We start from the raw sequence: 26,980 nt of genomic DNA, 5'->3' as shown, positions 1-26,980 counted from the left end.
GGCATCCAAGGTAGACAGTGCAGAGAGCCCAACGGTACATGGCAATCCTAAAAGAGATGCGCAGTATCGGGTGGCGGTTGTCGGAAGATTCCTTCGGGGATGGGTTGTGCCGGCGGAATTTTACGGGTCTGCAAAGAAGGGTAGAGGGTGATGTGTGGCTGAGACGTTAGAAACAAAGGGCACGGCGCTGCATGGGGCGAAGATCGAAGAATACTCCATCCTGGCGGATGGCGAAACTGCGGCACTGGTATCCCGAGAGGGGTCGATCGACTGGCTATGCTGGCCGAACTTCGCGTCGGGGGCCTGTTTTGCGGCTTTGCTGGGCACGGTGGAGCATGGTTTCTGGAAGATTGCGCCGCGGGTTGAGGTGATCGCGAACACGCGGCAGTACAGGCCGGGGACGATGATTCTGGAGACGATCTTCGCGACTTCCGGAGGGAAGGCTGTGCTGACCGACTGTATGCCGCCTGGGGCCAGGAGCATTGTGCGGACGGTGAAGTGCTTGAGCGGCCGGATCGACATGAAGAGCGATCTGTCGATCCGTTTCGACTACGGAAGGACGATTCCTTGGGTGACGTGTGAGCGGGCCACCGAGGAGTGGGGCGAGGGGTCGACCGACACGCTGCATGCGGTCGCGGGTTCGGAGGCGATCGTGTTCCGGTCGGGGTCGAAGGACAAGGCGCTGCCGAACCACGGGGAAAATATGTCGACCGTCTCGGATTTTTCACTGAGCGAGGGACAGACGGCGTGGTTCACGCTGCAGCATGGGGTGGTGTTTGCGGATCGGCCGGCACCGCTGGATGTGGGGGCGGAGCTGGCCAGAACGGAAAGTTTCTGGAAGGACTGGATTGGAAAGAGCAGGTACAAGGGCAAGTATGCGGATGTGGTGGAGAGGTCTCTGCTGACCTTGAAGGCGTTGACGTATGTGGAGTCGGGGGGCATTGTGGCGGCGGCTACGGCTTCGCTGCCGGAGAAGATTGGCGGGAGCCGGAACTGGGATTACCGGTACTGCTGGCTGCGGGATGCGTCGTTTACGCTTCTGGTGCTGCTGCATGCAGGGTTCGAGCAGGAGGCGGTTGACTGGAGGATGTGGCTGCTGCGGGCGGTTGCGGGATCGCCGGAGCAGGTGCAGACGATCTACGGGATTCGCGGGGAGAGGCAACTGCTGGAGTGGAAGGCTGCGTGGCTTCCGGGGTATGAGCACTCGCAGCCGGTGAACATTGGCAATGCGGCGGTGGAGCAGTTTCAACTGGATGTGTTCGGGGAGTTGGCCTCGGCGCTGTACCGGATGCCGGACGCGGCGGACGATCTCCGGATTTCGGCTGCGGCGATGCAGGCGAATCTCGCGAACCATGTCTGCGACGTATGGCGGGAGCCGGATGACGGGATCTGGGAGACGAGGGGCGGACGGCAGCATTTTACGTACTCGAAGGTGTCGGCATGGCTGGCGCTGGAGAGGACGGTACGGCTGTCGGACGAGGGGCGGGATGGTTACTTTGCGCCGCAGGATGTGGCCCGCTGGAGGACGGTGCGGGACGCGATTCATGCCGATGTCTGTGAGCATGGCTTCAACAAGGAGATAAACGCCTTTACGCAGGCGTATGGATCGACGGACCTGGATGCGTCGTGTCTGCGGATCCCGATGGTCGGGTTTCTGCCGTTTGACGATCCGCGAATTGTCGGAACGGTGGAGGCGATCGAGAAGCAGTTGATGAGGGATGGTTTTGTGCTGCGGTACAAGACCGAGGGTGGCGGCGATGGGCTGCCTCCGGGGGAAGGGGCATTTCTGGCTTGCAGCTTCTGGCTGGTGGTGTGCTGGGCTCTGATGGGGCGCGCGGCGGAGGCTTCGGCTCTGTTCGAACGGTTGGTTGGACTGGCGAACGATGTGGGGCTCTTGAGTGAGGAGTGGGACCCGACGGCGAAGCGGATGCTGGGGAATTTTCCGCAGGCTTTGTCGCATATTGCGCTGTGTCATGCGGCGTTTACGCTCGCCGGGGAGTGGAAGCCGTCGGTTGGCAATCGCTAAAGACAAAGAGTGTGGGGAAAAGGCGGGAAAAAGAGACAAAGGCAACAGCAACCACACACTCCAGGGCATGGCATAACGATGCCATGGCAAAGAGACGGCCCGGGGGTTGCCCGGGCCGTCTCTTTGTTGGAGTGGGTTTGCTTTACCAGACGCGGCAGGCGTTGGCGGGCATCATGGGTTGGCCAACCTTGCAGCCGAATGCCTTGCCGAACTCCTCGAAGTTCTGCACGGTTCCCTTGACGCGCCACTCGCCGGAGGAGTGAGGGTCGGTCTTGGCGAGCATACGGGCGGACTGCTCGGTGGAGGCTCCGCACCAGATCTGGCCGAAGGAGATGAAGAAGCGCTGCTCGGGGGTGAAGCCGTCGCGCTTGCCGTCGGTGTAGCCGGCGAGTGCGGTCTGGGGCGACTTGGCGATCGTCTCCTGGAGGGCCTGGAAGGCGATGCGGATGCCGCCATTGTCGGCGGTGTTTTCACCCAGGGTGAGCTTGCCGTTGAGGTTCTGGCCTTCGGCGACCTTGAATCCGGAGTATTCCTTGACCTCGCAGTCGGTGCGCTCGTTGAAGTTCTTCTTGTCGGCGGGAGTCCACCAGTCCTTGACGTTGCCGGTGGGGCCGTACTTGGCACCCTGGTCGTCGAAGCCGTGGGTCATCTCGTGGCCGATGACGACGCCGATGCCGCCGAAGTTGACGGCAGGATCGATGGAGTTGTCATAGAAGGGCGGCTGGAGGATGCCGGCGGGGAAGTTGATGTCGTTCATGGAGGGCTGGTAGTAGGCGTTGACGGTGGGCGGGGTCATGCCCCACTCCTTTTCGTCGACGGGCTGGCCGAGCTTCTTGAGGTTGCGTTCACGCTCGAAGATGCCGTTGCGCTCGACGTTGCCGAGGAAGTCGTCGCGCTTGACGGTGAGTTTGGAATAGTCGCGCCAGTGCTCGGGGTAGCCGATCTTGTCCTTGAAGGCGTCGAGCTTCTTTTTGGCTTCGACCTTGGTTTCGTCGGACATCCAGCCGATGGTGCGAATGTCTTCGGCCATGGCGCGCTCGAGTGCTGCGACGAGCTTCTCCATGTTGTCCTTCGCAGAGGGCGGGAAGTACTGCTTGACCCAGTCCTGTCCGACGGCTTCGCCGAGGGCGGCGTCGGTGCGGCGGGAGCAGCGCTTCCAGCGGGGCGTCTGCTCCTTCTGGCCGGCGAGGGTGGCGGAGAAGAAGTTGAAGTCCTCATCGATGAAGTTCTGCGAGAGGGTTGCGGCGGCGTTGTGGAGGGCATGCCAGCGCATGTAGTGCTTGATGGCGGCGAGGTCTTCGGTTTCGAGGACGGTGTTGACGGTCTTGACGTAGCCGGGGGAGGAGACGTTCATGGTGGGCGCGGAGACGTGCATGCCCTTGAGGTACTCGCTCCACTTGTAGTCAGGCGAGAGAGCTTCGGTTTCGGCGATGGTCATGATGTGGTAGCGCTTGGCGGGATCGCGCAGGTCTACCCGGGCCATGGAGCCCTGGGCGAGGGCGGTCTCGATGCGGAGGACGTCGGCAGCTTCTCTGGCGGCGAGTTCCGGGGAGTCTCCGAGGAGGGTGAACATCTTGGTGACGTGGGCGACGTACTGGTCGCGGAGGGTCTTGGAGCGGGCGTCGTCGGTGAGGTAATAGTCGCGGTCGGGGAGGGTGAGGCCGCCCTGTCCGGTCATGAGGATCTGCTTGGTGGAGTCGACCTGATCCTGTCCGACTCCGATGCCGAAGAAGTAGGCGCTGTCGAACTTGTTCTCCGCGGTGACGTTGAAGGTGGCGAGGTCCTTCTTGTCCTTGAGGCTGTCGATGAAGGCGAGCTCAGGCTGCAGGGGTTTGGCACCGAGTTTGTCGGTGAGGTCGGTGTTCATGCAGGCGGCGAAGTAGTCGCCGTACTTCTTCTGGAGGGGTGTCTTTGGGGCCTCGGATGCGGCCTTGAACTCCTGGTAGAGGGTGTAGGCGTTGCTCTCGGCGAGCTGATTGAAGGTGCCCCAGCGGACCTGGTCGGCGGGGATGGGGTTGTTCTTCACCCATTTGCCGCATGCGTACTGGAAGAAGTCGGTGCAGGGATCGGCGGTCTTGTCGAGGGAGTTGAGGTCGAAGCTGATAGGACGGACGGGTACCTTGGTGGGTCCGTCGGGGAGACCGAAGGATTCGGACATCGAGGTCAGGGTTTGGGCGTAGCCCGCTCCGGCGGTGAGGACGAGTGAACAGGCAAGAAGGGGGAGGACTCGGAGTGTGGCGAGACGCATGGGGCTCCTGATGGGGATGTGAAAACTCGAAGACATTGAAATCCCGGTAGGGACACGATACAGCAAATGGCCTAGGCGGGCCACTGGTATATCAGGCGGCGGAGCCTTCGGCCCCGCGCAGGATGAGGTCGAGTCCCTCCTTGTAACGGCGGTCGAACTTGTCGAAGAGGATGGGGCCGGCCTGGCGGAGGATGGGGAACTCATGGGGGTCGAGGCGGGTGCTGCGGAGCTTGAGATCGTAGCGTGGAGAGCGCTCGTTCGGGCGTGGGTACACGGCTTGTTCTTCCATGACGAAGCTCAAGGTGTAGCTGTAGATGGTGCTGAGGAGGACGACGGCCTGGCGGACGGTGAAGCCATGATCCAGGAGCTTCGCGGCGATGGATTCGGCGGTCTTCATGTAGGCGGTGTCGGTGAGTTCGGTGCCGGCGACCATGCGGGCTCCGTCGCGGTAGGCGAGGAGCGTCTTGCGGAGGCCGTGGCCGAAGGTGGCGGCGCAGGTCTTCCAGCCGGTCGTGTTGCGAGCGGGAGTGAGGTTGGGCGCACCTTCGGCGAGGACCATGGTGGCCATGTCGTCGATGAGCTCCTGCTTGCTTTTGAAGTGCCAGTAGATGGTGGGTGCCTGGACGTCGAGCTGGGTGGCAAGACGGCGGAGCGTGAGCTGCTCGAGGCCTACCTCGTTGAGGAGTTTGAGCCCTGCCTGGACCACCATCTTTTTGTTCACTTTCATGCGTCGAGGATAGCAGAGGTGCATCTCGTTATCTAACGATGTTAGATTTATCTCACAACGTTCGATTTTATCGAGGAGGATGACATGAAGGCAGCGATCGTTTTGGGGATGGGGCAAGGGCCGGTCTATGGGGAGTTCCGTGAGCCGGTGGCGGGGGATGGGGAAGAGATCGTCACGGTGATGGCGGCGGCTTTGAGCCCGTTCAGCAAGGCGCGGTCGACCGGGTCGCACTACAGCTCGGAGGATGGGTTTCCGGTGGTGGCAGGCGCGGATGGAGTGGGGCGGACGGCAGATGGGCGGCGGGTTTATTTTGCGCTGCCGGAGGCTCCGTTTGGTGCGATGGCGGAGAGGACGGTGGTGGATGCGCGACGGTGCGTCGCGGTGCCAGATGGGCTGGACGATGTGACGGCGGCGGCGATCGCGAACCCGGGGATGTCGGCGTGGGCGGCTCTGATGGAGCGGGCGAAGATGCAGGCGGGCGAGACGGTTCTGGTGCATGGTGCGACAGGGACCGCGGGACGGTTGGCGGTGCAGTTGGCGAGGTACTTCGGGGCGGGGAAGGTGATTGCTACGGGGCGGAATGTTGCGGAACTGGAGACGGTTGGGGCGGATGTGGTGGTGCCGCTTGGTGCGGGGTTTGAGGATGCGCTTGTGGAGTTATTTGCGGGTGGGATCGATGTAGTGATCGACTACCTGTGGGGCGAGAGCGCGAAGGCAATCATGGTGGCGATTGTGAAGGCCGTGGAGGATGGGAGGCCGGTGCGGTTTGTCCATGTGGGCGCGGCTGCCGGAGAGATGGAGATCGCGCTGCCCGGGGCGGCGTTGCGGTCGTCGGCGATGGTGCTGATGGGGAGCGGGTTGAAGAGCGTGCCTATGCGGGTTTTGCTGGGGGCGATTGCGAAGGTGTTTGCTGCGGTGGAGCCGGCGGGGCTGACGATTGCCACGCGGAGGGTGCCGCTGGCGGAAGTGGAGGCTGTCTGGAGGGAGGCGGCGGGAAGGCCGCGGGTGGTGTTTACGGTTGGGTAGGTTCTATCGGGGGCTTTCTCTTGTGTTCTCCCGGTTGTTTCGATTAGTTTTCGTTGCGCAGCGCTGCCGGGTTTCCGCTGCTGCTCTCTCGAGAGGTTCTGGTATGCGATGGTTCCTGATGCTCGTTATGGCGTTGTGGTTTGCAGTGTCTGCACAGGCTAAACCGCATCGCGTGCTGATCTACACGCACAACGGCAAGGGATACGTGCACGAAAATATCCATGCGAGCGTCGAGGCGATGACGGCGATTGCGAAGCAGCATGGCTTCGAGGCCGATGTCTCGGACGACCCTGCGGTGTTTACGGCAAAGAACTTGACACGCTATGCGGCGTTGATTTTTTCGAATACCAACAACCAGGCGTTCACCACGCCGGAGCAGCGTGAGGCGTTTCAGCACTATATCGAAGCTGGCGGTGGTTTGATGGGCATTCACTCGGCGGCGGGGAGTGAGCGGGACTGGCCCTACTTCGCGCATGTGCTGGGTGGAAAGTTCGTCGAACATCCCATGCAGCAGACCTTGACGGTGTCGCTTGCCGAGCCGGAGTCGGAGATTACGGCTGGGTTGCCGCAGACGTTCGAGTGGGACGATGAGTGCTACTTCTATTCCGACCGCAGCCCGGATGCTCACGCTTTGCTGGTGGTGGACCGCTCCAGGCTGAGTGGGCTGGACAAGATGAAGCTGGTCCACCCGGACGAGTATCCGAAGATGCTTCCGGTGGCGTGGTATCAGAGTGTGGATGGCGGGAGGGAGTTTTACGTTGGCCTTGGGCATCGGCCGGACTCGTACCGCGATCCGAAGCTGGTGCAGCTTCTGGACCGCGGTTTCGAGTGGGTGGTTGCTTGGAAGCGGTAAGGCTTAGCGTTCTTCGCGCTCGAGCATCTGGAGGCAAAGGGGCTTTTCGAGCATGCAGTCCATCTTGCCCATGATGCGGACGGCCTTGTCCATGGTGGAGTTGAGGCAGGGCTCGGTGGTGACGACGAAGGGTAGGGCGTTTTTATCGTGGCCGGGGCGCTGGAGGAGGGAATCGATGTTGGCGCCTACCTTGGCCAGCGCTCCGGCGATGGCGGACACTATGCCGGGCTTGTCGTTGACGACGAAGCGGAGGTAGTGCGGGGAGAGGAAGTCTCCGGTGACGACGCGCTTCTTGATGGGCAGCTCGACGGAGCTGTGGCCGTGGACGACGGCGAGGAGGTCGGAGACGACGGCTACCGCGGTGGGTTCGCCGCCTGCTCCGTGGCCGGAGAAGACGACATCGCCGCCGAAGCGTCCGCTGGCGACGACCATGTTCTGCGTGCCGTGGGACCAGGCCATGGGCAGGGTGTTAGGGACGAGCATGGGTGCTACGCGGGCCTGGACGGTGGCGCCGACGAGCTCGGCTGCGGAGATCTGGCGGATGGTGCAGCCGAGCTCCTTGGCGTAGGCGAAGTCGATGGCCTGGACGGCGGAGATGGATTGCGTGGGGACCTGTTCGGGATCGAGTTCGGCGCGGAGGGCGATGCGGGAGAGGATACAGAGCTTGGCGCGGGCGTCGAAGCCGTCGACGTCGGCGGAGGGGTTGGCTTCGGCGTAACCGAGGGCTTGGGCTTCGGCGAGGACATCGGCGTATTCGGCTCCGGCTTCCATCTTGGAAAGGATGAAGTTGCAGGTGCCGTTGACGATGCCGCGGATGCGGGTGATCTGGTCGCCGGCCTGGCCCTGGAGGAGACCGGGGATGACGGGCACGCCGCCGGCTACGGCTGCTCCGTGGATGAGCTGCACGTTGTGCTTCTTCGCGAGGCGCAGGAGGCCCGCGCCGCGGTAGGCGATGAGTTGCTTGTTCGCGGTGACGACGGATTTGCCGGAGGTGATGGCCTTGCGGAGCCAGGACTCGATGGGGTCGAGGCCACCGATGAGCTCGATGACGATGTCTACATCGGAAGATAGTACGTCGTTGATGTTCTCGGTCCAGACGGTGGTCTTGGGGACGAACTTTGCGTTGGGCGTGGACTTCTTGCGCTCGACGTCGCGGTTGTAGATGTGGGTGAGTTCTACGCCCGCGAATTTGCCGGTTGCGAGGACTTTTGCGACGGAGCTTCCGACGGTGCCGAAGCCGAGAAGTGCTATTTTTTTCGTTGCCATTTTTTTCCGATCGTTTAGTAGCTGATGCGGGCTTCGAAGGTGCGCCACGCGTTGAAGCTGGCCAGGGCCTCGGGGCCGAGGAGCCGGCTGGTGGGGATGGTGCGCTGGGCGTGGGGCTTGGCGACCTCGTGGTAGAGGAAGGAGTCGTCGAAGCCGGCGTCGGCGGCGTCCTGCGCGGTGCAGCCGAAGTAGATGGCCTCGCAGCGCGACCAGTAGATGGCGGCGAGGCACATGGGGCAGGGCTCGCAGGAGGTGTAGATGCTGCAGCCGGTGAGCTGGAAGTCCTTGAGGAAGGTGCAGGCGGAACGGATGGCCTGGACTTCGGCGTGGGCGGTGGGGTCATTGTTGGCGGTGACGCGGTTGACTCCGGTGGCGATGACCTCGCCGTTGCGCACGATGAGTGCACCGAAGGGGCCGCCTGCGCCGGAGTTGACGTTCTCGACGGCGAGGTCGATGGCCATCTGCATAAAGGTTGGGTTTGCTGGCATTTGTTTCACTCGCCTCGGTGCTTCGCGGATAATGTCGATTATATGGCACATGCATATTTGTCCGAACGGATCGTGACCCCGGATGGGGTGGTGTCTGGCGCGCTGCTGGTGGATGGTGGGACGATTGTTTCGATCGGCCCGGTGGGTGCGCTGCCGGGGGATGTGGCACGGACGGACTTTGGCGGGATGGCGATTCTGCCGGGGCTGGTGGACGCTCATGTGCACATCAACGAACCGGGACGGACGGAGTGGGAGGGGTTTGCGACAGCGACGCGGGCCGCGGCGGCTGGTGGGTTTACGACGCTGGTGGATATGCCCCTGAATTGTCTGCCGGAGACTACGACGGTTGCGCATCTGGAGTTGAAGCGGGTGGCGGCCGCGGGGAAGTGTTTTGTGGACTGGGCGGCCTGGGGTGGTGCGGTCGCGGATAACCAGGAGCATATTCTGCCGCTGGCGCAGGCGGGGGTGCCGGGGTACAAGTGCTTCCTGATCTATCCGGGGTGCGATGGGTTTACGATGATCGACCGCGAACAGTTGGAGCGGGCGTTGCCGTTTATCGCGGAGAGTGGGCTTCCGCTGCTGGTGCATGCGGAGCTGGCTGGGCCGATTGAAGAGGCGGTGGATCTGCTGGCGGGGGCGGATTGGCGTTCTTATCGAACGTACTTGGCTTCGAGGCCGGACGAGGCGGAGCTCGAAGCGATCCGGATGCTGATCGAACTGTGTAGAACGTACAAATTTCGGTTACATATTGTGCATCTGTCGACTGCACTGGCTTTGCCGGAGTTGGCGGCGGCACGGGCGGAGGGTTTGCCGATTACGGTGGAGACGTGTCCGCACTATCTTTACTTCGCGGCGGAGAGGATTCCTGGGGGCAACACGCTGTATAAGTGTGCTCCGCCGATTCGTTCGGAGGAGAATCGCGAGGCGCTTTGGGGAGCGCTGCGGGATGGGGTGATCGATCTGATTGCGACGGATCATTCGCCTTGTCCGCCTGCGATGAAGGGGCTGGAGCATGGGCGGTTCGATAAGGCGTGGGGCGGGATTGCCAGTTTGTCAGTGGCGGTCTCGGTGGTTTGGACGGAGGCTGTGAAGCAGGGGTTTGGGTTGGAGGATTTGGTGCGCTGGATGGGGAGTGCGCCCGCTCGTCTGGCTGGGATGGAGGAGCGGATCGGGTCGCTGGAGGTTGGACGGGAGGCTTCGTTTGTGGTGTTCGATGTGGAGGCTTCGTGGGTGCCTGCGGCGGAAGATCTGCATTTCCGGCATAAGGTGTCGCCGTATGTGGGGGAGAAGTTGACGGGGCGCGTGGTGGGGACGTATCTGCGAGGGGTGACGGTCTTTGGAGAGGATGGGTTTGCTTCGGTGTGCGAGGGGCGGGAGCTTCGGTTGAGGTAGAGGGGGTTGGAAACCCACATCTCAAAACGAGACCCGTTCGACGGGCTCAGGGCAAGTTGTGGGGCACCCGGTTTTGAGGCGCCCCTTGAGCATGGGCAGGGCAACTACAGGGGTTCTTCCCCTTCGGCTTCGCTCAAGGCCAGAATGACAAAATTTGGCGGCGGTCAGGGTGACGTATGCTAGTCGAACCAATGAACACGAAGCTGGCGCGATGGAACGGATTGGATGAGGAGACGGCTGCGGCGGAGATTCTTCCCTGCTGTGGTTCGACGGCGTGGGCGCGTGGTGTTGCGGCGCTGCGTCCGTTGGAGACGATGGAGGCTTTGTCGGTGACGTCGGACACGGTATGGGCGGGGCTGGCTCGGGAAGACTGGATAGAGGCTTTTGCGAGTCATCCCCGGATTGGCCAGACGCATGCCAAGGCGACGGCGCAGTCGCTGGCCTGGTCGGCGCGGGAGCAGGGGACACCGGATGAGATCGCGAAGGCCAAGCTTGCAGTGGGGAATGCCCGGTATGAGGAGCGGTTCGGGCGGATCTTTATCGTTTGCGCTACGGGGAAGACGTCGATGGAGATGCTGGCGATTCTGGAAGGGCGTTTGAAGAACGACGATGAGACGGAGATGCTGGAGGCTGCGGAACAGCAGCGTTTGATTACGCAGATTCGGTTGCGGAAGTGGCTGGAACAGGAGAACGGATGAGTATTTCGACACATATTCTGGATACCGCGATCGGGCGGCCTGCGGCAGGGGTTCCGGTTACGCTGGCGCGGGCCGGCGAAGGGAACCGGTGGGCGATTCTGAACCGCATGCAGACCGATGCCGATGGGCGGTGCAGGCCTTTGCTGCCGGTGGATGAGGCGATGACGCCGGGCTTGTATGCGATTCGGTTCGATACCGAGGCGTACTACGGAAAGCAGGGGCTGCGGGGGCTGTATCCGTATGTCGAAATTGCGTTTCTGGTGGAGGCGGGTGAGGCGCATTACCATATTCCGCTGCTGCTGACGGCCAATGGATACACCACGTATAGAGGGAGCTGACGAATGATTGAGATGACGGCAAACCGATATGGCAAGTCGCGCGTGCGGCTGGTGAAGGTGACGCACAACGAGGGGTATCACGAGCTGTATGAGTGGATGGTGGAGGTGCTGCTGGAGGGCGACTACGAGACGGCGCATACGCTTGGGGACAACTCGAAGATTCTGCCTACGGACACGATGAAGAACACCGTGTACTTTCTGGCGCGGGAGTCGAAGGCGACTTCGATCGAGGTGTTCGCGCAGGAGATGGGTGCGTTCCTGATGGGGCGGAATCCTCAGGTGTCGGCGGTTCATGTGAAGATCGAAGCGGTGATGTGGAAGAGGCTGACGATCGATGGATCGCCGCATCCGGACTCGTTCATGAGGGGGTCGAACGAGAGGCAGATTACGTGGCTGCGGCAGGATCGGTCGGGGACTAAGCTACGGTCAGGGTTGGAAGATCTGGTGATCATGAAGACGGCGAAGTCGGGGTTTGAGGACTATATCGTCGATGAGTTGACGACATTGAAGCCGACCGCTGACCGGTTGTTCTGCACGGCTCTGACGGCGGACTGGGTGTACTCGGGGGCGATCGCGGGTGGCGGTGGCGTGGACTTCAACGCGTTGCGCGAGGAGATTCGCGAGACGATGCTCGAGAGCTTTGCGGGGCATGACAGTTTGTCCGTCCAGCACACGCTGTATGCGATGGGGGAGACGGCGCTGAACAAGGTGAAGGCGATTACGGAGGTGCATCTGCTGATGCCGAATAAACACTGCATCCCGGTGGACCTGAGCCGGTTTGGACAGGAGAATCCGAACGAGATCTTTGTGCCTACGGATGAGCCGCATGGCACGATCGAGGCTACGCTGCGACGGAAGTAACGGTTGCGATCTCAAGGATGTTGGGGATGGGTGCGTCTACGGTGAGCTCGGCGGGTGTGTCCCGCTTCTTGCGGTAGACGTAGTCGTTTAAGGGGATGAAGGAATTGCGGCCGCGGGGGCGTGGGTTGGTGAAGGAACCGGACGCGATGCGGCACAGGGTGGCGTGGGCCGCGTGGGTGGCGAGGAGTTGAGCGGTATCGACTTCGAGGAGGACGTTTGGGTATTCGGCGTAGACCTCGGCGAGACGGAGGGCCTTCTCTTTTTCGACGAAGAGGAAGATCTTGCTGTTGAGCAGGGTGAGCCACTCGGGGATGGTGATACCGACGAGACAGGACTTCATTTTCTTTTCGCTGGCGGCGTGCTGGTCGCGGAGGGAGATGCCGTGAAGGTTCTGGATGCAGCGGCGTCGCTGGATGAGGGTGGCTTCGCGTTCGGTATCGTCGAAGGCGTGGAGATCGGCGAGGGATGCGGCGCTGTGGAGGCCATGCGCACGGATGCCGGGGAGGTTCGCGGCGAAGGTGAGGTGGTAGAGCTTTGGGAAGAGGTCTAAAAAATTGCTATGTTCCATCGTTTGATTAGAGACGAAAGAACAAGCAACCGCAAAAGCGAAATACGGGTGTCTCTCCACTTCGCTGCGCTCCGGTCGCGATGACGCGACTTTTGGGTGGGGTCAAGTAGCAAAGCAAACGACGACAGAAGCAGATTCCCTTCGGGAATGACAACCAAAAGGGGCGAGCGAGTGTGGAGATGGAGCGGGTAAGATGGGGCATATATGGCTTCGAGCTTGGATGAGTCCGTTTTTGCGAGTAGTGCCGTTGATGTAATCTCGCGGTGCCGCACGCTGGCTGCGTATAGCGAGGTGGCGGGCGAGACGACGCGGCTGTTTCTTGCGCCTTCGGTGCGGAAGGTGCATGAGGCCGTGACGGCATGGATGGCGGCTGCGGGGATGGCTGTATCGGTGGATGCGGCGGGGAATATTCGTGGATTGTTTGGGGCGGAGGATGCGCCTCGGCTGGTGATTGCTTCGCATCTGGATACAGTGCCGAATGCTGGGGCGTTCGATGGGATTCTTGGGGTGATGATGGGGATCGCTGTGGTCGAACATGCGGCTCCAAGCGGTCTTGCGATTGAGGTGATTGGGTTCTCGGAGGAGGAGGGGGTGCGGTTTCGGAAGCCCTTTCTGGGGAGCATGGCGCTGGTGGGTGAACTGGAGGAGCATCTGGGGCTGGCGGATGCGTCAGGCGTGACGGTGCGCGAGGCTCTGATTGGATTTGGGCTGGATCCGGGGCGTCTGGCGGAGGCCCGGATGGCGGCGGGGACGATGGGGTATTTGGAGTTTCATATTGAGCAGGGGCCGGTACTGGAGAGCCTCGATCTGCCGATTGCTGTGGTGAGTGCGCTGGTGGGGCAGACCCGGATGGAGTTTCGGTTTACGGGGCATGCGAACCATGCGGGAACGACTCCGATGCATCTGCGGAGGGACGCCCTGGCGGCAGCGGCGGAGTGGGTGGTGGCGGTGGAGAGGACGGCTCGGGAGACCGAGGGGCTGGTGGCGACTGTGGGGAAGATTGCGGCGCTGCCGGGAGCGGTGAATGTGGTGCCGGGGGTGGTGACGGTTTCGCTCGATGTGCGGCACGCTTCAGATGCGGTGCGTGCGACGGCGGTGGTGGGGCTGGTGGCGGCGGCGGAGGCTGCGGGGGCTTCGCGCGGGGTTACGGTCGAGCATGCGGTGACGATGGAGCAAAAGGCAGTGGCCCTCGATGACCGGTTGACGGATCTGCTGCGGGTGGCGGCGGCGCGGCTTGGTGTAGAGACTGCGACGCTGACGAGCGGGGCGGGGCACGATGCGATGGTGGTGGCTCCGCATGTGGCGTCGGCGATGCTATTTCTGCGGAGTCCGGGAGGGATCAGTCATCATCCGGACGAGGATGTGAGAGTAGAAGACGTGGAGACGGGGCTCGCGGTGGGGGTGGAGTTTGTGCGGGGGCTCGCGGCGTCTTAGGAGGACGCCGGATCCGGCGGTGACGTGCCCCAACCGGTCTCCCGGGTGTGGATCGGTTTGCGCTACTCTTGTTCATTGTCATTTGAGGGTTCTATGCATCATCTTGGAGCTACACGGAGTGCGCACAGGCGCGATCATCTGCTGCATACACCGGATGCATTTATTCGCATCCCCCTGCCTGGGCTGACGCTGGGGTCGGCGATCGTGCATGCGGCACCGGCGATTGGGGCGGCGTTTACGCAGTACACGGTGGAGTTGCAGGTGGGTGGAAAGCTTGCGGATTCGGGGCTGCCTGGAGTGCAGCGGTTTGTGTTTGTGCAGTCGGGAACGGTGGACCTGGCTTCGGAGGCGGCGTTTCGTTCGCTGCCGGCGACGGGGTTTTGTTTCGTGCCGGCGGATGTGGCGCATACGTTGACGGCGACTGAAGCGGCGGTGCTGCAGGTGATCGACAAGCCGTTTACGGGGTTGGAGGGAGCGGCGGCTACGCGGATTGTGACGGGGGTGGAGTCGCAGATTCCAGGGATGCCGCTGGGGGACGATCCGGACCTGCTGGTGCGGGCGATGATGCCGGCCGGAGGGGAGTACGACTTTGCGGTGAACACGATGAGCTATGCGCCGGGGGCGTCGCTGGCGCAGGTGGAGGTGCATGTGATGGAGCATGGGCTGATGATGCTCGAAGGCGGGGGGATCTACCGGCTGAACGATGCGTGGTATCCGGTTGCGGCGGGGGACTTTATCTGGATGGGGCCGTATTGCCCGCAGTGGTTTGGGGCGATTGGGAAGACGCAGGCGAAGTATCTTATTTATAAAGATTTCAACCGCCATCCACTGGCCTGAAGGGACGACATGCAGGAGATTTCGATCGACGGGGAACGGCTGAATCGGGAGCTTACGGAGCTGGCTGGGTTTACGCAGGTGGAGCCTTCGCCGCTGGGGACGGCGGTGACGCGGGTGGTGTTTACGGCGGACGATCTGCGGGCTCGGGCGTGGCTGATGGGGCTGGCGGAGGAGGCGGGCTTCTCGGTTCGGGTGGATGCGGTGGGGAATACGTTTATCCGTTGGGAGGGGTCTGAGCCGGAGCTGGCGGCGGTGGCGACGGGGTCGCATGTCGACGCGATTCCGCATGCGGGGATGTATGACGGAACCGTTGGCGTGATGGGCGGCCTGGAAGCGATGCGGGCACTGAAGGCCGCGGGGTTTGTGCCAAGGCGGTCGATTGAGCTGGTGCTGCTGACGTCGGAGGAGCCGACGCGGTTCGGCATCGGGTGCCTGGGAAGCCGGCTGATCGCTGGGACTTTGGCTCCGGAGAAGGCGGATGGTCTGGTGGATCTGCTGCCTGGGGCGGAGGCTGGGAGTACGTTGGCAACGGTGCGGGAGGCGGCTGGGTTTCGTGGGTCGCTGGAGGGTGTGAGGCTGGCGGTTGGGCACTATGACGGATGGGTGGAACTGCATATCGAGCAGGGACCGCTGCTGGAGCGGGAGGGGCTGCCGATTGGCATTGTGACGGATATTGCTGCGCCTGCCGGGTATCGGTTTGTCATCGAGGGCGTGGGCGGTCATGCGGGGGCGTTGCTGATGCCGGATCGCAAGGATGCTCTGTGTGCGGCTTCCGAGGTGATTCTTTCGGTGGAGAAGCATGTGCTGGCGGCGAACCGGGCCTCGGGGACTTCGAACACGGTGGGTACGGTGGGGACGTGTGAGGTGCATCCGGGGGCTGTGAACAGCGTGCCCAGCAGGGTGACGCTGCAACTCGATATTCGGGATACGGACCCGGTGCGGCGCGAGGGCGTGATGCAGGCGGTGCGGACGGATGTTGCGGAGATTGCGGCGGCTCGTGGCGTGACGATTGCGGAGACGATGGTGAATGCCGATGCTCCGGCCACTTCGTCGGAGAAGATTGTGGCGGCGATTGAGGTGGCGTGCGGCGGGGCGCGGCTGCCGTTCAAGAAGATGGTGAGCCGGGCGTATCACGACTCGTCGTTCATGGCGCGGATATGCCCGATTGCGATGATTTTTATCCCATGCCGTGCGGGCGTGAGCCACAGGCCGGATGAATACGCTTCGCCATCTGCCATTATGGATGGGACCAGGATTCTGGCGTCCACTCTTGCTACACTCGCGTCAGACTGAGTTGCACTGGATTTGTTGCATCTGAACCACGCATGGCTATTGAGACCATCAATCCCGCCGACGGAACGCTCGTCAAGACCTTTCCCGCGCTGACGACCGAGGCCGTGCAGCAGAGGCTGGCGCTGGCGGCGGAGGCCTTTGCGAGCTTCCGGCGTGTGCCGTTGGCGCACCGGGCGCTGTGCATGCGGAAGCTGGCTTCGACGCTGGAGGAAGAGGTCGAAGACCTGGCGGCGCTGATTACGCTGGAGATGGGCAAGCCGATCCTGGCGGCGAAGGCGGAGATTGTGAAGTGCGCGGCGGTGTGCCGGTACTATGCCGAGCATGCGGCTCTGATTCTGGCTCCCGAGGTGGTGCAGACGGAGCGGAACCACAGCTACATCAAGTGGGAGCCGCTGGGTCCGATTCTCGCGGTGATGCCGTGGAACTTTCCGTTCTGGCAGGTGTTCCGGTTTCTGGCTCCGGCGCTGATGGCGGGGAATGTGGGCCTGCTGAAGCCGGCGCAGAATGTGCCGCAGTGCTCGCTGGCGATCGAGTCTTTAGTGCGAAGAGCGGGCTTTCCCAGGGGGACGTTCCAGACGCTGCTGATTGAAGTTCCGCAGGTGGAGGCGGTGCTGAACGACCGGCGCGTCGTGGCGGTGACCGTGACGGGAAGCGAGCAGGCCGGGCGGGCGATTGGCGCGCAGGCGGGTTGGCTGATCAAGAAGTCGGTGATGGAGCTGGGCGGGAGCGATCCGTTTATCGTGATGGCTTCGGCGGATCTGGAGCTTGCGGTGACGACGGCGGTAAAGGCTCGTACGGTCGCCAATGGGCAGTCCTGCATTGCGGCGAAGCGGTTTATTGTCGCGGCGGAGATCTACGACGAGTTCGAGCGGCGGTTTGTCGATGGGATGGAGATGCTGCGGGTGGGCGACCCGATGCGCGAGTCGACCGATGTGGGGCCGTTGGCCACGGTGAAGATTCTGGAGGGCGTCGAGGCGCAGGTAAAGGCGGCTGTCGCGGCGGGGGCCCGGGTGCTGACGGGGGGCGAGAGGCTGCATGGGAAGGGAAATTACTTCGAGCCGACGATTTTGACGAATGTGCCGAGGACGGCTCCGGTGTTCTACGAGGAGATCTTTGGGCCGGTGGCGATGCTGTTTCGCGTGCAGAATATCGATGAGGCGATCGCGCTGGCAAATGACACGCCGTTTGGGCTGGGAGCTTCGGCGTGGACGCGCGATCCGGCGGAGCAACAGAGGCTGATCGCGGAGATGGAGTGCGGCACGGTGTTTCTGAACGCGATGGTGGCGAGCGATCCTCAGCTTCCGTTTGGAGGGATCAAGCGTTCGGGGCATGGCCGTGAGCTTTCGGCGGCGGGGATGCGGGAGTTCTTGAACGCGAAGACGGTAGTGATCGCGGATCAGGGACCGGCCGAGCCGGAGCCGGACCGTAAGCCGATCGTGATTTACGAGCCGGCGGATCGGGACCCGGACGACCGGACCGATCCTTATGCGGCATATCGGAACCGCTGAGTCCCTGCTGGACAAGCCCGCTGCGTGCGGGGCGGTCACTGCGTGACGTGTATACCGTTTGAGACGCCAGGACATCATGCGGGCATCACTCTGCTCGGACATCAGACAAAGAGAAAGGCCACCTTCGCGGTGGCCTTTCTCTTTGTGCTGCGGGTTCTGGTTAGAAGTTGAAGGTTGCCTGGAGGGTGATGGTGCGAACCGCCGAACCGGAGCTGAACGGGCGTCCACCGATGTTGACCGGCTGGCCGAACTTCGGGCTGGTAAGGGTTCCGACCGGGGTTCCGAGCGGCACCTTGTTGAAGATGTTGGAGCCCTGCGCGCCGAAGGTGAGGTTGTACTTGCGGCCGGAGTTTCCTCCACCACCGAAGCCGCCGGGCCCGCCGCCACGTCCACCACCGCCGCCAGGTCCGCCGGGGCCGCCCATGCCCATGCGAGAGGGATCACGCTGACGTCCACCCTGCCCTGCCGGGGCGCCGGTGCGGGGGCCGAAGCCGAAGGTACGGGCCACGCGCATGTTCAGCGTGAAGTTCCCCGGTCCGGTGCAGTAGTTGATCGGGATGGGGGTGTAGCTGGAACCTGCTGTCGGGGTGACGAAGCTGGCCGAGTTGGTGCAGCTTGCGGCGATGTTGCTGAAGGCTGGGCGATCGTTGTAGAGCGAGTCGCGGTTGACGTCGGTTCCGGTCGTCACGTTATAGGGATTGCCGGACTGCGCGATGAGGAAGGGCGAGGCGGTGAACTTCCAGGGCAGGTTCGCCGATCCGTAGATGACGGAGAACTGCGTGTGGTTGAAGGCGGCGCGGCCGTAGTCGACGCTGGGGTTGTAGGCATTGGTGGTGAAGGAACTGGCACCGTTGGTGTTGGCGTTGGCGAAGCTCAATGCGTAGAAGCCGCCCATGGTGACGTAACGCGTGCGGACGTTGGCGTTGACGGTGAGTTGCCTCTGGTTATAGAGGCCGCGCGAGCCGTACTGGTAGTTGTAGCCGGTGAGCACATTGTTCACCATGTTGGGGAAGGATGCGGCGATGAACTGGTGGTCGCCACGCGTCATGAGGTAGTTGACGGAGACGGTACCGATCTTCGAGACCTGCTGATCGACGCCGACGGCACCCTGGAGGTTGTAGGAGCTGCGCAGGTTCGGCGCAAGGGTGTAGATGGTGTTGAGGCTGTTCGCCGTGCTTCCGCATGCGTTGGTGTTGGTGGGTGTGCAGGCGAGGCCGGGGTTGAGGTAGGTGGCGATCTGCTGCGCTGTGCCGTTGTTCTGGTACGTGGTCAGGATGTTGCCGAGGGCGAAGCGGTCATAGAAGATGCCAAAGCCGCCGCGCAGGACTGTGGTGGGGTTGCCATTCTTGCGTGGAATACCGTACGAGACGGAGGTACGGGGCGCGAAGTCATGGCTGCTGTGGATGACGGTCTGGGCTTCGTATCGTATGCCTATGCTGATGGAGAGGTTGGACTTGGGCTTCCAGTCGTCTTCCGCGTAGAGGCCAACGTCGGTGGTGCGGGCGTTGATCGTGGGCGTGTTGATGGTCGCTTTGACGAACTGGCTGGGCGTGCCGCACTGATAGGACGAGACGTAGTTGGCACCGACGGCGTTCGCGGCGTTGCAGAGTGTCGTGGTGTTGGCGCAGTTCGCGGCGGTGGAGCTTCCAGCGGCGATATTGGCGGGATAGCAGGGATCGAGCAGATGGCTATAGGTGAAGGTGCCGTTCAGGTTGGCGTTGGAGGTGAGGTCCTCGCTGTTGAATCGCATACGTCCGCCGAAGCGGATGAAGTTCTTGGCGAGCGCGATGGAGGTGTAGTTCTGGACCTCGATGTGGGTGCCGGTGTTGTTGAACGTGCCGGAGCTACTTCCGCCGCCGGTGAAGGCACCCTGGACGGTGAGTTGAGGGGCTGTGGAGGCGGGGTTCTGGTAGCCGGTGGTGTGCTGGTACTCAAAGCGCGTCTCGTTGACGATCTTTGAGCTGACGATCTGCGAGTCGCTGACCTGGAGGGTGGCTTCGGTGCTGCCATCGTTATAGGCGGAAGTGGGCAGCGACGAGGTTCCGAGGCCATCGTTCTGGGTGCTGTTGGACTCGTACTGGAAGCGGGTGGTGAGGGTGTTCTTCTCACCCAGCGCTACGTCGATACGCGGGCTGATGTCCCAGCGCGTCTGCGGCACGAAGACCGAACGCGCGCTGGCGGGGTACGCGTTGGCCGAGCAGGTAAAGTCGCGCGGGGCGCAGAGCACGGCGGAGGTGGGCGAGTTGGAGAAGAAAGCTGTCGGATTGATCAGCGAGTTGTTCTGGATGGTGCGGTGCGATCCACCAATGGTGAAGGACGACGATTTGGTTAGGGGGCCGGTGAGCTGGCCGAGGAAGAAGATGGTGTGGTACGGGATGACCGCGCCCTGGAAGGGGTTGGTGGAGTTGAAGCTGGAGTTGTTGCCCTGCAGCGAGGCGGATCCGTGGAACTTATCCGTACCGGGCTTGGTGAAGACCTCGACGCGTCCGAAGCCGACGCGGTCATACTGGGCTGAGAAGGGGTTCTGGTTCACGCGGATTTCGCGGATGGAGGACTTGGGCGGGAGCTGTCCACCGGTGAATCCGTCGACGTAGATCTGGCCGCCGTTGGGTCCGGCAGCGGGACCGGCGAGGGCGGTGAGTTCGGAGGAGAGTTCGTCGGGATCGTCGGAGAGCGCTTCGAGGTCCTTGCCTTTGATGACGGTGGAGCTGGCGTTGGAGTCGGCATCGACCGAGACCTGGGCGGATTGCGCGGTGACCTGGACGACCTGCGACTGTTCCTGCAGGGCCATCTTGATGTCCTGCGCGACGGCCGCGCCGGCGGCGACGCGCACGCCCAGCTTGACGAAGGTGCCGAAGCCGGTGGCGGTGGCGGTGAGCGAGTAGGTGCCTGCCGGAACGCCCTTGATGGTGTAGGTTCCGTCGCTCTGGGAGGTAGCGGTAAAGGCCTTGCCGCTCACCGGGGTGAGCGTGACGATGGCGCCGGGGATGAGGGCGTCATCGGGATCGACGACATTGCCGCGCACGGTGGCGCCGGTCTGGGCCTGGAGGGGGGTGGCCGCCACGAAGCCGCACAGGGCCGCCATGAGGCAAATCATCAGGGATACGCGCAATCGAAAAGACATCGAACTCCTCTGGAATTGGTTCATCAACCATCGTTGGACAACAGAACTCTGGAAACAGGAGACTACTGACCGCCGCCACCTTCGGGTGCTCCGCCGCCCACGCTCCACGGAGCGAGGGTCATGGCGGGAGCTCCGGTCTTGGTCAGCAACGGCTCGACGCCGGAGAGGACCGTGATGGCGGTGATGCCGGTGGAACCGGGTGTCTGGGTGCCGACGATCATGAGGGCGTCACCCGCCTTGAGCGCGGAGAGGGTGGTTGCCGGAAGGCGCGCGACCATGGACGAGAGGTCTCCGCCACCCATGCGGCCACCGGGACCGCCCGGTCCTCCCATGCCACCGCCGGGACGGCCTGCGCCGCCACCGTATCCACCGCCGCCATATCCGCCAGGAGCACCGGCGCCCTGCGGAGGACCGCCTGCGGGCGCTCCTGCGCCTGTGGGACGGGCTGCTCCGGCAGTTGCTCCGGGCGCTCCGGCTGCGCCTCCGGGGGCGTTCATCGCGGCGAGGCGTGCGGCCATCATCGCGGGAAGGGTCTTGATCTCGGAGTTCGGCGTTACCTTGACGACGACGGTCTTCTTCGTCGCTAGATCCTTGACGGTCACGGTGTTGGCCGCGGCGTCGATGGAGGAGATGGTCGCGGAGATGTTCGAGAAGGAGCCGCTGACGATCTCTTCGGCGACTTCGGTGGTGCCGTCTTCAGACTTGGTGCCGCGCATGCGCAACTGGTCGCCGGGCTGGATTTGGGAGAGCGTGCCGACCTGCGCGTCCTCGAACTTGACCGAGTCGGGCGCGTAGCGGCGGTAGATGGTGGTGGGGGTGGTGGTGAGGACGATTTTCTTGGCACCGCTCGATACGGTGATGGTTCCTGCGGCGGCATCGACGGCGGAGACGAGTCCACCGGAGCCACGGCGCTGCCAGTCAGCCTTCTGCGCTGCCTGACGGTCGGCGATATCGGCGGACTTCATCAGGATGACGCGGGCCGAGGTGTAGGCATCGGGTGCGTCACCGGCCTTGACGGCTGCGAGGATGCGGTCGCCGACGGCGATGTCGGTCACGGCGGCGGCGGTGCCGGTCTTCAGGTCCGTGCTGCCCGGGGCGAGCTGCGTGACTTTGGTGGCATCCGCGAGGGTGACGGTGATGGTCTTGCCGGAGTCGGCGGCCACGGTGAGGACGCTGCCGTTGATGGCCTTGACCGTGCCACGCTGTGGGGCATTGGGGTTCGGGGCGGTGGCGGCGGGAGCCTGTGCCATGACGGCGTGCGGAAGCGTGAACGGCAGAAACAATGCTGCGCCCAGGAAGAGTGTCGGGGTGAACAAGAACCGACGCACAGTGGGCGTGCAGGATTCGGGGACGGCAGTCGTTTGAGACACTTGGAACGGCATCTTCGGATCTTCCTCAGGGGCGCAGACTGAATCTGCGAAATGAATTGCAGGTTGGTAATAGGAGCGAGCCCCTGACCTTGATACGAACCAACCTTGTAAAAGTTTCCCTGCGGGAAGAAGATTCCATCGAATAACCCCAACCTTAAGCTGGACATAAGGTTTCTCAGGACATATGCCTTATTTTCATGGGGAGACGCGATTTGTAACGTTTTGTAACGACAGTAAGAAAGCACTCAGGTTTGGCCATCTCCCTCTCGCGCGGAGAGGGAGATGGCCAGGGTGGTGTCAGTATGGTTCTTCGGCGGAGAGGATGCAGAGGCTATCGGGTGGCAGGGTGACTTTGCCGTCGACGATCGCCAGGCTGGGAACGGTGGAGAGTTCGAGGCGCGAGTCTTCGGGAGCTTCGAACTGCGGGCTCGTTTCACCGAGGTTGCACAGGATCGTCACGAGACCGCGCTGCATGCAGAGCCACTTCTTTTCTTCGTCATAACGAATTTCGACGTGGTCCTTGTCGCCGTCGTTGAGAGACTGCGAGCAGCGGCGGAGGCGGATGAGGGAGCGGAACCAGATGTGCATCTCGGCGTGGATGCCCTCGTTGAGTTCGCTCCAGTGGAGCTTGGAGCGGAGGAAGGTTGCTTCGTTCTCGGGGTCGGCGATGTCGTCGCCGTCGAAGCCGAAGGCGGCGAACTCACGGCGGCGACCGGCGGAGACGAGACGCGCCATCTCTTCATCTTCGTGGTCGGCGAAGTAGAGGAAGGGTGTGGAGGCGGCGAACTCCTCGCCCTGGAAGATCATGGGGATGAAGGGCGCGGTAAAGAGAAGGGCCGCGGCGATCCTGGCGCGGTTCATGCCGACGAGGTGTTCGAGGCGCTCGCCCTTGGCGCGGTTGCCGATCTGGTCGTGGTTCTGGATGAAGCTGATGAAATGATGCGCGGAGAGGCCGTCGACGGGGCGACCGTGGGAGCGGTTGCGGTAGCGGGAGTAACCACCGTCGAAGACGAAGATATGGGTGAGGGCTTTGACGAGCTTTTCGAAGGAGCCGAAGTCGGAGTAGTAGCCGGCACCGTTGGGCTCCATGTGCATGAGGGTGAAGAGGGCGTGGTGGAAGTCATCGGACCACTGGGCGTCGATGCCGTAGCCGCCGGCTTCTCGGGGACGGACGATCTTGGGGTCGTTGAGGTCGCTTTCGGCGATGAGGATGAGCTTGCGCTGGAGGGTAGCTGAGAGGGTCTCGACCTCGGAGGAGAGCTGTTCGAGGAAGTGGACGGCCGAGCGATCCATGAACTCGTGGATCGCGTCGAGGCGGAGGCCGTCGATGTGGTAGTCGCGCATCCACATGAGGGCGTTGTCGCAGAAGAAGCGGCGGACCTCGTCGGAGCCGCCTTCGTCGAAGTTGACGGCGTCGCCCCAGGGGGTTTTGTGGCGGTCGGTCAGGTAGGGGCCGAATTTGCCGGTGTAGTTGCCGGTGGGGCCGAAGTGGTTATAGACGACGTCGAGGATGACGGCGAGCCCTCGGTGGTGGCAGGCATCGACGAATCGCTTGAGCGCGTCGGGGCCGCCGTAGCTTTGCTGCACGGCGTAGAGGGCGACTCCGTCGTACCCCCAGCCCTGAGCTCCGGGGAAGGCGTTGACGGGCATGATCTCGATGTGGGTGACGCCGAGGGCATGGAGATGATCGAGGCGGGCTATCGCGGAGTCAAAGGTTCCCTCTGCGGTAAAGGTGCCGATATGGAGTTCGTAGAGGATCGCGCCGGAGAATGGGGGGCCCTGCCAGGTGTCGTCGGTCCAATGGAAGCGGCGCTGGTCATAGACGCGGGAGCGCCCGTGTACGCCTTCCGGCTGCCAGAGGCTGCGCGGGTCGGGGTAGAGGGTGTTGTCGTCGTCGAGAAGGAAAGCGTAGTCGGTGCCGTCGTCGGCGGAGTCGATCGAAGCCTTCCACCATCCGGACTCCGAAGGGCCTTGCATGGCAGTCGCTTCGTTGCCGATCTTGATGGCGATTTTGTTGGCGCGGGGTGCCCAGACTTTGAATTCATGCATATGGATCAGGCCTCCAGGGCGAGCAGGGCTACGGGAAAGTGTTCGAAGAGGGTGGCGATGGAGACGGAGCCGCCGTTGAGGACCTCGCCGGTGAGCTGGTTGCGCCAGCGGCCCTCGGGGAGCTCGAGGGTTGTGTCTTCCCAGCCGGTCAGGTTGAGGGTGAGGCGGGGAACGACGGTGACGACGTTATTACCGCGGCGGTAGGCGAGGACGTTTTTCGCCTTGGCTCCCGTGGCGTGGAGGGCTGCGTACTCGGCGTTGGCACCGAACCAGAGAGGGTTGTGGCGGCGCAGGTGGAGGGCGGCGCGGATGAGGGCCATCTTGGGGAGGCCTTCCTCCATGCGTGCGGTGACCTGATCGATGGTGAGTCCGCTGCGCAGCTCCTTGAGGAGGTTGTAGCGGTGGGTATAGTCGACGGGGCGGCGATTGTCGGGATCGACGAGGGAGTGATCCCAAAGCTCGCCGCCCTGATAAAGGTCGGGCACGCCGGGGGCGGTGTGCTTCATCAGGGTCTGGGCGAGGGAGTTGACGCGGGCAGCGGGTTCGATGGAACGGACGAACTGGGCGAGTTCGCCGGTGAAGTGCTCGTCCGCGAGGGTGGAGTCGATAAAGGCGTTCAGGGCGTCTTCAAACTCCTGGTTGTTGGCGACCCAGGAGGTCTTCTGCTTGGCCTCGCGCATGGCCTTCTGCATATATTGTCTGGCGCGATCCGGGGAGAGGGGCCAGGCGCCGATCAACGTCTGGTAGTAGAAGTACTCGCTGTTGCGGTCGGGCAGGCTGTTGGTCTTGAAGCGGTCGTTTGCCGCGGACCAGCGTTCGATGGCTTCGGCGAACTGATCGGGGACCTCCGTGAGTACGGCCATGCGGGCGCGGACGTCGTCGGAGCGCTTGGTGTCGTGGGTGGAGAGGGTGATCATCGTATAAGGATGCGTCGCCTGCATCCTCTGGCAGTAGGCGTGGAACTCCTCCGGGGTATAGCCGTCGCGGGCGGGGTCGGCTCCGACCTCGTTCAGGGCGGTGAGGCGGTTGTAGCAATAGAAGGCGGTGTCTTCGACGCCCTTGGCCATGACCGGGCTGGTGAACTGCTGGAAGCGCAGGACAAACTCGCTTTCAAGTCTGCCGGTGACCCTGAGGGTGAGGACGTCGCCCATGAAGTCGAAGAGGTCGGCGCCGATCTCGGGCTTGTTTTCCCTCGCCTGGCGTATCGCCCTGGCGATGATGGCACGGTCTTCGGGGGTGATTTCGTCGCGGTCCGGGATGACATAGGTGCGGTAGACGGAGAAGCAGGCGGCGATCTCACGGATCGCGCGGCGTATCTCGACACGGGTGGAGTCGCGATGGTCGCGGTTCTGCTCGCAGATATCGACGAAGAGGCTGGTCAGCCGGTTGACGTCGGAGCCGAGGGCCTCCTGGGTGACGGCGAGCTTCTTGTCGTGCGCGATGGAGGGGAAGTGCGTGGGCTCCCCGGTGAACGCACTGTAGACGTCGGTGAGCCGGGCGAGGCCGGCGGGGTCGACGAGGACGCCGAGGGCGATATTGAGGAAGTCGTAGCCGCTGGTGCCCTCGATGGGCCAGGATTCACGGAGGAACTCGCCCGGTTCGAGGATCTTTTCGCCGATGATCCAGCCGTCGGGCGCGGCGGCGCGGAGGCGCTGAAAGTATTCGTAGGGGTCGCGGAGGCCGTCGGGATGGTCGACGCGGACGCCGTCGAGGACACCGCGCTTGATCCACTCGATGAGGCGGGAGTGGGTCTCCTCGAAGACGTAGTCGCGTTCGACGCGGAGGCCGATCAAGGTATTGACGTCGAAGAAGCGGCGGTAGCCGAGTTGCTGGTCGGCGGTCTTCCAGAAGGCGAGACGGTAGTTTTGCTGGTTGAGGAAGTCGTCGAGCGCATCGTGATTCTGGTTGAGCTCGTTGATGGCGCGGTCGATGGCCTGGCAGGCGGCATCTTCTTCCAGGCAGACGCGGTGCAACAGTGAGTTGAGGACGATCTTGTCGCGGTTGCGGTCGAGGATGCGGCGGCGATCGCCGAAGGACGGGATGGGGAGGCGCCCGAAGGAGGCAGAGATAAAGTTCAGAATGTCAGAGTGGGCGTAGTCGGCGGCGCGCCCGAGGATGGCGGGAAGCGAGTTGGGCGCGACGGGGAGCCGCTGTCCCGAGCACTCGACGAAGATGCAGTTGCCGCTACGGGTGACGCGGATGTCTCCACGGCTGAGGACGACGCCGTACTGGTCGGCGAGGATAGGGACGAGAACCTTGTCGCGGAGGCGTTCCTCCTGCGGCTGCCAGTCGATGTCGAAGAACGAGGCGTACCGGCTGGCGGAGCCGTTTTCGATGACATCCCACCAGAGATGGTTCTCCTGGCCGAGCGACATGTGGTTGGGGACGATGTCGAGGATCTGGCCGAGGCCGTTTTCGCCGAGTTTGATGGAGAAACGGTAGTGTGCGGCCTCGCCGCCGAGTTCTGCGTTTACATGCTGGTGGTCGACGACGTCGTAGCCGTGCATGCTGCCGGGCGCGGCCTGCAGGTAGGGCGAACTGTACACGTGCGAGATGCCGAGCGCGTAGAGATATTCGGCGATCGCGGCGGCGTCGTCGAAGGTGAAGTCCTTGTGCATCTGGAGGCGGTAGGTTGAGTTGGGGATTCGTTGCATGGTGCTCCGCCTCCTAGGGGTGGGTTCGACCGGAGATGCACGGTCGTGTGTGTCGGTGAGCATGATGGCCCGTGGACGATGCGTGTTTGCCCGCGTCGCTCAGCCCCTGAGAAGGCGGGAATACCGTTTTAGAGGCCCGGACGGGGCTGGCGGTTGTACCCGGAGGCAAGTCGCATGGACGGGTTGTAGCCGGGTTCGTGAAAAAAACCGTCAAAAAGCT

At 63.0% G+C, this 26,980-nt stretch carries 20 protein-coding genes; 11 read left to right on the top strand and 9 right to left on the bottom strand.

Features of this window, described 5'->3' with window-relative positions; translation table 11 throughout:
* Positions 1-154: 154 nt before the first annotated feature.
* Entirely contained in the window at positions 155-2,026 is a 1,872-nt protein-coding gene (locus BM400_RS19800; protein ID WP_089843136.1) for a glycoside hydrolase family 15 protein, read from the top strand.
* Positions 2,027-2,168: 142 nt separating this feature from the next.
* Here the strand turns inward: BM400_RS19800 and BM400_RS19795 are convergent, their stop codons facing one another.
* Positions 2,169-4,274 (bottom strand): M13 family metallopeptidase, encoded by a 2,106-nt coding sequence (locus BM400_RS19795; protein WP_089843134.1) that lies wholly within the window; start codon positions 4,272-4,274, stop codon positions 2,169-2,171.
* 91 nt (positions 4,275-4,365) lie between these two features.
* Positions 4,366-5,001 carry a TetR/AcrR family transcriptional regulator C-terminal domain-containing protein gene (locus BM400_RS19790; RefSeq protein WP_175529160.1) on the bottom strand — a complete coding sequence of 212 codons (636 nt, stop codon included), beginning with the start codon at positions 4,999-5,001 and terminating at the stop codon, positions 4,366-4,368.
* A gap of 84 nt (positions 5,002-5,085) precedes the next feature.
* Between BM400_RS19790 and BM400_RS19785 the strand changes: the two genes are divergently transcribed.
* Positions 5,086-6,027 (top strand): quinone oxidoreductase family protein, encoded by a 942-nt coding sequence (locus BM400_RS19785; protein ID WP_089843128.1) that lies wholly within the window; start codon positions 5,086-5,088, stop codon positions 6,025-6,027.
* A gap of 103 nt (positions 6,028-6,130) precedes the next feature.
* Entirely contained in the window at positions 6,131-6,880 is a 750-nt protein-coding gene (locus tag BM400_RS19780) for a ThuA domain-containing protein (protein WP_089843125.1), read from the top strand.
* A gap of 3 nt (positions 6,881-6,883) precedes the next feature.
* On the opposite strand, the gene BM400_RS19775 is transcribed toward BM400_RS19780, so the two are convergent.
* Both BM400_RS19775 and BM400_RS19770 read right to left on the bottom strand, forming a co-directional pair.
* On the bottom strand, positions 6,884-8,146 hold the full coding sequence (locus BM400_RS19775; RefSeq protein ID WP_089843121.1) for a homoserine dehydrogenase: 1,263 nt from the start codon (positions 8,144-8,146) through the stop codon (positions 6,884-6,886).
* Positions 8,147-8,160: 14 nt separating this feature from the next.
* Positions 8,161-8,634, bottom strand: a complete 474-nt coding sequence (locus BM400_RS19770; RefSeq protein WP_089843118.1) for a nucleoside deaminase — start codon at positions 8,632-8,634, stop codon at positions 8,161-8,163.
* Between the two features lie 42 nt (positions 8,635-8,676).
* Between BM400_RS19770 and allB the strand changes: the two genes are divergently transcribed.
* The 4 genes from allB (at position 8,677) to pucL (ending at position 11,923) form a co-directional block, all read left to right on the top strand.
* Positions 8,677-10,026, top strand: a complete 1,350-nt coding sequence (allB, locus tag BM400_RS19765) for an allantoinase AllB (protein WP_089843115.1) — start codon at positions 8,677-8,679, stop codon at positions 10,024-10,026.
* 191 nt (positions 10,027-10,217) lie between these two features.
* Positions 10,218-10,724 (top strand): 2-oxo-4-hydroxy-4-carboxy-5-ureidoimidazoline decarboxylase, encoded by a 507-nt coding sequence (uraD, locus tag BM400_RS19760; protein WP_089843959.1) that lies wholly within the window; start codon positions 10,218-10,220, stop codon positions 10,722-10,724.
* Positions 10,721-11,062, top strand: a complete 342-nt coding sequence (gene uraH / locus BM400_RS19755) for a hydroxyisourate hydrolase (protein WP_089843112.1) — start codon at positions 10,721-10,723, stop codon at positions 11,060-11,062. The genes uraD and uraH overlap by 4 nt, the downstream gene beginning before the upstream one ends.
* A gap of 3 nt (positions 11,063-11,065) precedes the next feature.
* Positions 11,066-11,923, top strand: coding sequence for a factor-independent urate hydroxylase (gene pucL, locus BM400_RS19750; protein WP_089843109.1), 858 nt, complete (start codon positions 11,066-11,068; stop codon positions 11,921-11,923).
* Here pucL and BM400_RS19745 read toward each other — a convergent pair.
* Complete coding sequence (locus BM400_RS19745) at positions 11,904-12,491, bottom strand: DUF7002 family protein (protein ID WP_089843105.1); 588 nt, start codon at positions 12,489-12,491, stop codon at positions 11,904-11,906. The genes pucL and BM400_RS19745 overlap by 20 nt on opposite strands.
* A 204-nt stretch (positions 12,492-12,695) precedes the next feature.
* Here BM400_RS19745 and BM400_RS19740 point away from each other — a divergent pair, with 204 nt between their 5' ends.
* From BM400_RS19740 to BM400_RS19725, 4 genes are all read left to right on the top strand, one after another.
* Complete coding sequence (locus tag BM400_RS19740) at positions 12,696-13,925, top strand: allantoate amidohydrolase (RefSeq protein ID WP_089843101.1); 1,230 nt, start codon at positions 12,696-12,698, stop codon at positions 13,923-13,925.
* Positions 13,926-14,018: 93 nt separating this feature from the next.
* A complete protein-coding gene (gene allE, locus BM400_RS19735; RefSeq protein ID WP_089843098.1) occupies positions 14,019-14,762 on the top strand; it encodes a (S)-ureidoglycine aminohydrolase in 744 nt (247 codons plus the stop codon).
* A 9-nt stretch (positions 14,763-14,771) separates the two neighbouring features.
* Entirely contained in the window at positions 14,772-16,055 is a 1,284-nt protein-coding gene (locus BM400_RS19730) for a M20 family metallo-hydrolase (RefSeq protein WP_089843096.1), read from the top strand.
* The gene (locus BM400_RS19725) at positions 15,980-17,563 is read left to right on the top strand and encodes an NAD-dependent succinate-semialdehyde dehydrogenase (RefSeq protein WP_342714615.1); all 1,584 of its coding nucleotides are present in this window, start codon (positions 15,980-15,982) and stop codon (positions 17,561-17,563) included. The genes BM400_RS19730 and BM400_RS19725 overlap by 76 nt, the downstream gene beginning before the upstream one ends.
* Positions 17,564-17,723: 160 nt before the next feature.
* Here BM400_RS19725 and BM400_RS19720 read toward each other — a convergent pair whose 3' ends face one another.
* The 4 genes from BM400_RS19720 to treY all read right to left on the bottom strand — a co-directional run bounded on the left by BM400_RS19720 (position 17,724) and on the right by treY (position 26,760).
* A complete protein-coding gene (locus BM400_RS19720) occupies positions 17,724-20,687 on the bottom strand; it encodes a TonB-dependent receptor (protein ID WP_089843090.1) in 2,964 nt (987 codons plus the stop codon).
* 62 nt (positions 20,688-20,749) lie between these two features.
* Positions 20,750-22,069 carry a DUF5666 domain-containing protein gene (locus tag BM400_RS22195; RefSeq protein ID WP_245782044.1) on the bottom strand — a complete coding sequence of 440 codons (1,320 nt, stop codon included), beginning with the start codon at positions 22,067-22,069 and terminating at the stop codon, positions 20,750-20,752.
* Between the two features lie 285 nt (positions 22,070-22,354).
* Complete coding sequence (gene treZ, locus BM400_RS19700) at positions 22,355-24,106, bottom strand: malto-oligosyltrehalose trehalohydrolase (RefSeq protein ID WP_089843077.1); 1,752 nt, start codon at positions 24,104-24,106, stop codon at positions 22,355-22,357.
* A gap of 5 nt (positions 24,107-24,111) precedes the next feature.
* On the bottom strand, positions 24,112-26,760 hold the full coding sequence (gene treY / locus BM400_RS19695) for a malto-oligosyltrehalose synthase (protein WP_089843074.1): 2,649 nt from the start codon (positions 26,758-26,760) through the stop codon (positions 24,112-24,114).
* Positions 26,761-26,980: the final 220 nt, after the last annotated feature.

The organism is Granulicella pectinivorans, assembly GCF_900114625.1.
Taxonomy (GTDB): Bacteria; Acidobacteriota; Terriglobia; order Terriglobales; family Acidobacteriaceae; genus Edaphobacter; species Edaphobacter pectinivorans.
This window is presented reverse-complemented; position numbering and strand designations above follow the sequence as displayed.

What these genes read in the sequence shown, in the direction of transcription:
- uraD (WP_089843959.1), top strand. Translation starts at nt 10,218, where the DNA reads ATGAACACGAAGCTGGCGCGATGGAACGGATTGGATGAGGAGACGGCT.
- BM400_RS19775 (WP_089843121.1), bottom strand. Translation starts at nt 8,146, where the DNA reads ATGGCAACGAAAAAAATAGCACTTCTCGGCTTCGGCACCGTCGGAAGC.
- BM400_RS19780 (WP_089843125.1), top strand. Translation starts at nt 6,131, where the DNA reads ATGCGATGGTTCCTGATGCTCGTTATGGCGTTGTGGTTTGCAGTGTCT.
- allB (WP_089843115.1), top strand. Translation starts at nt 8,677, where the DNA reads ATGGCACATGCATATTTGTCCGAACGGATCGTGACCCCGGATGGGGTG.
- treZ (WP_089843077.1), bottom strand. Translation starts at nt 24,106, where the DNA reads ATGCATGAATTCAAAGTCTGGGCACCCCGCGCCAACAAAATCGCCATC.
- treY (WP_089843074.1), bottom strand. Translation starts at nt 26,760, where the DNA reads ATGCAACGAATCCCCAACTCAACCTACCGCCTCCAGATGCACAAGGAC.
- BM400_RS19770 (WP_089843118.1), bottom strand. Translation starts at nt 8,634, where the DNA reads ATGCCAGCAAACCCAACCTTTATGCAGATGGCCATCGACCTCGCCGTC.
- BM400_RS19745 (WP_089843105.1), bottom strand. Translation starts at nt 12,491, where the DNA reads ATGGAACATAGCAATTTTTTAGACCTCTTCCCAAAGCTCTACCACCTC.
- uraH (WP_089843112.1), top strand. Translation starts at nt 10,721, where the DNA reads ATGAGTATTTCGACACATATTCTGGATACCGCGATCGGGCGGCCTGCG.
- BM400_RS19740 (WP_089843101.1), top strand. Translation starts at nt 12,696, where the DNA reads ATGGCTTCGAGCTTGGATGAGTCCGTTTTTGCGAGTAGTGCCGTTGAT.
- pucL (WP_089843109.1), top strand. Translation starts at nt 11,066, where the DNA reads ATGATTGAGATGACGGCAAACCGATATGGCAAGTCGCGCGTGCGGCTG.
- BM400_RS19785 (WP_089843128.1), top strand. Translation starts at nt 5,086, where the DNA reads ATGAAGGCAGCGATCGTTTTGGGGATGGGGCAAGGGCCGGTCTATGGG.
- BM400_RS19730 (WP_089843096.1), top strand. Translation starts at nt 14,772, where the DNA reads ATGCAGGAGATTTCGATCGACGGGGAACGGCTGAATCGGGAGCTTACG.
- BM400_RS22195 (WP_245782044.1), bottom strand. Translation starts at nt 22,069, where the DNA reads ATGCCGTTCCAAGTGTCTCAAACGACTGCCGTCCCCGAATCCTGCACG.
- allE (WP_089843098.1), top strand. Translation starts at nt 14,019, where the DNA reads ATGCATCATCTTGGAGCTACACGGAGTGCGCACAGGCGCGATCATCTG.
- BM400_RS19790 (WP_175529160.1), bottom strand. Translation starts at nt 5,001, where the DNA reads ATGAAAGTGAACAAAAAGATGGTGGTCCAGGCAGGGCTCAAACTCCTC.
- BM400_RS19720 (WP_089843090.1), bottom strand. Translation starts at nt 20,687, where the DNA reads ATGTCTTTTCGATTGCGCGTATCCCTGATGATTTGCCTCATGGCGGCC.
- BM400_RS19795 (WP_089843134.1), bottom strand. Translation starts at nt 4,274, where the DNA reads ATGCGTCTCGCCACACTCCGAGTCCTCCCCCTTCTTGCCTGTTCACTC.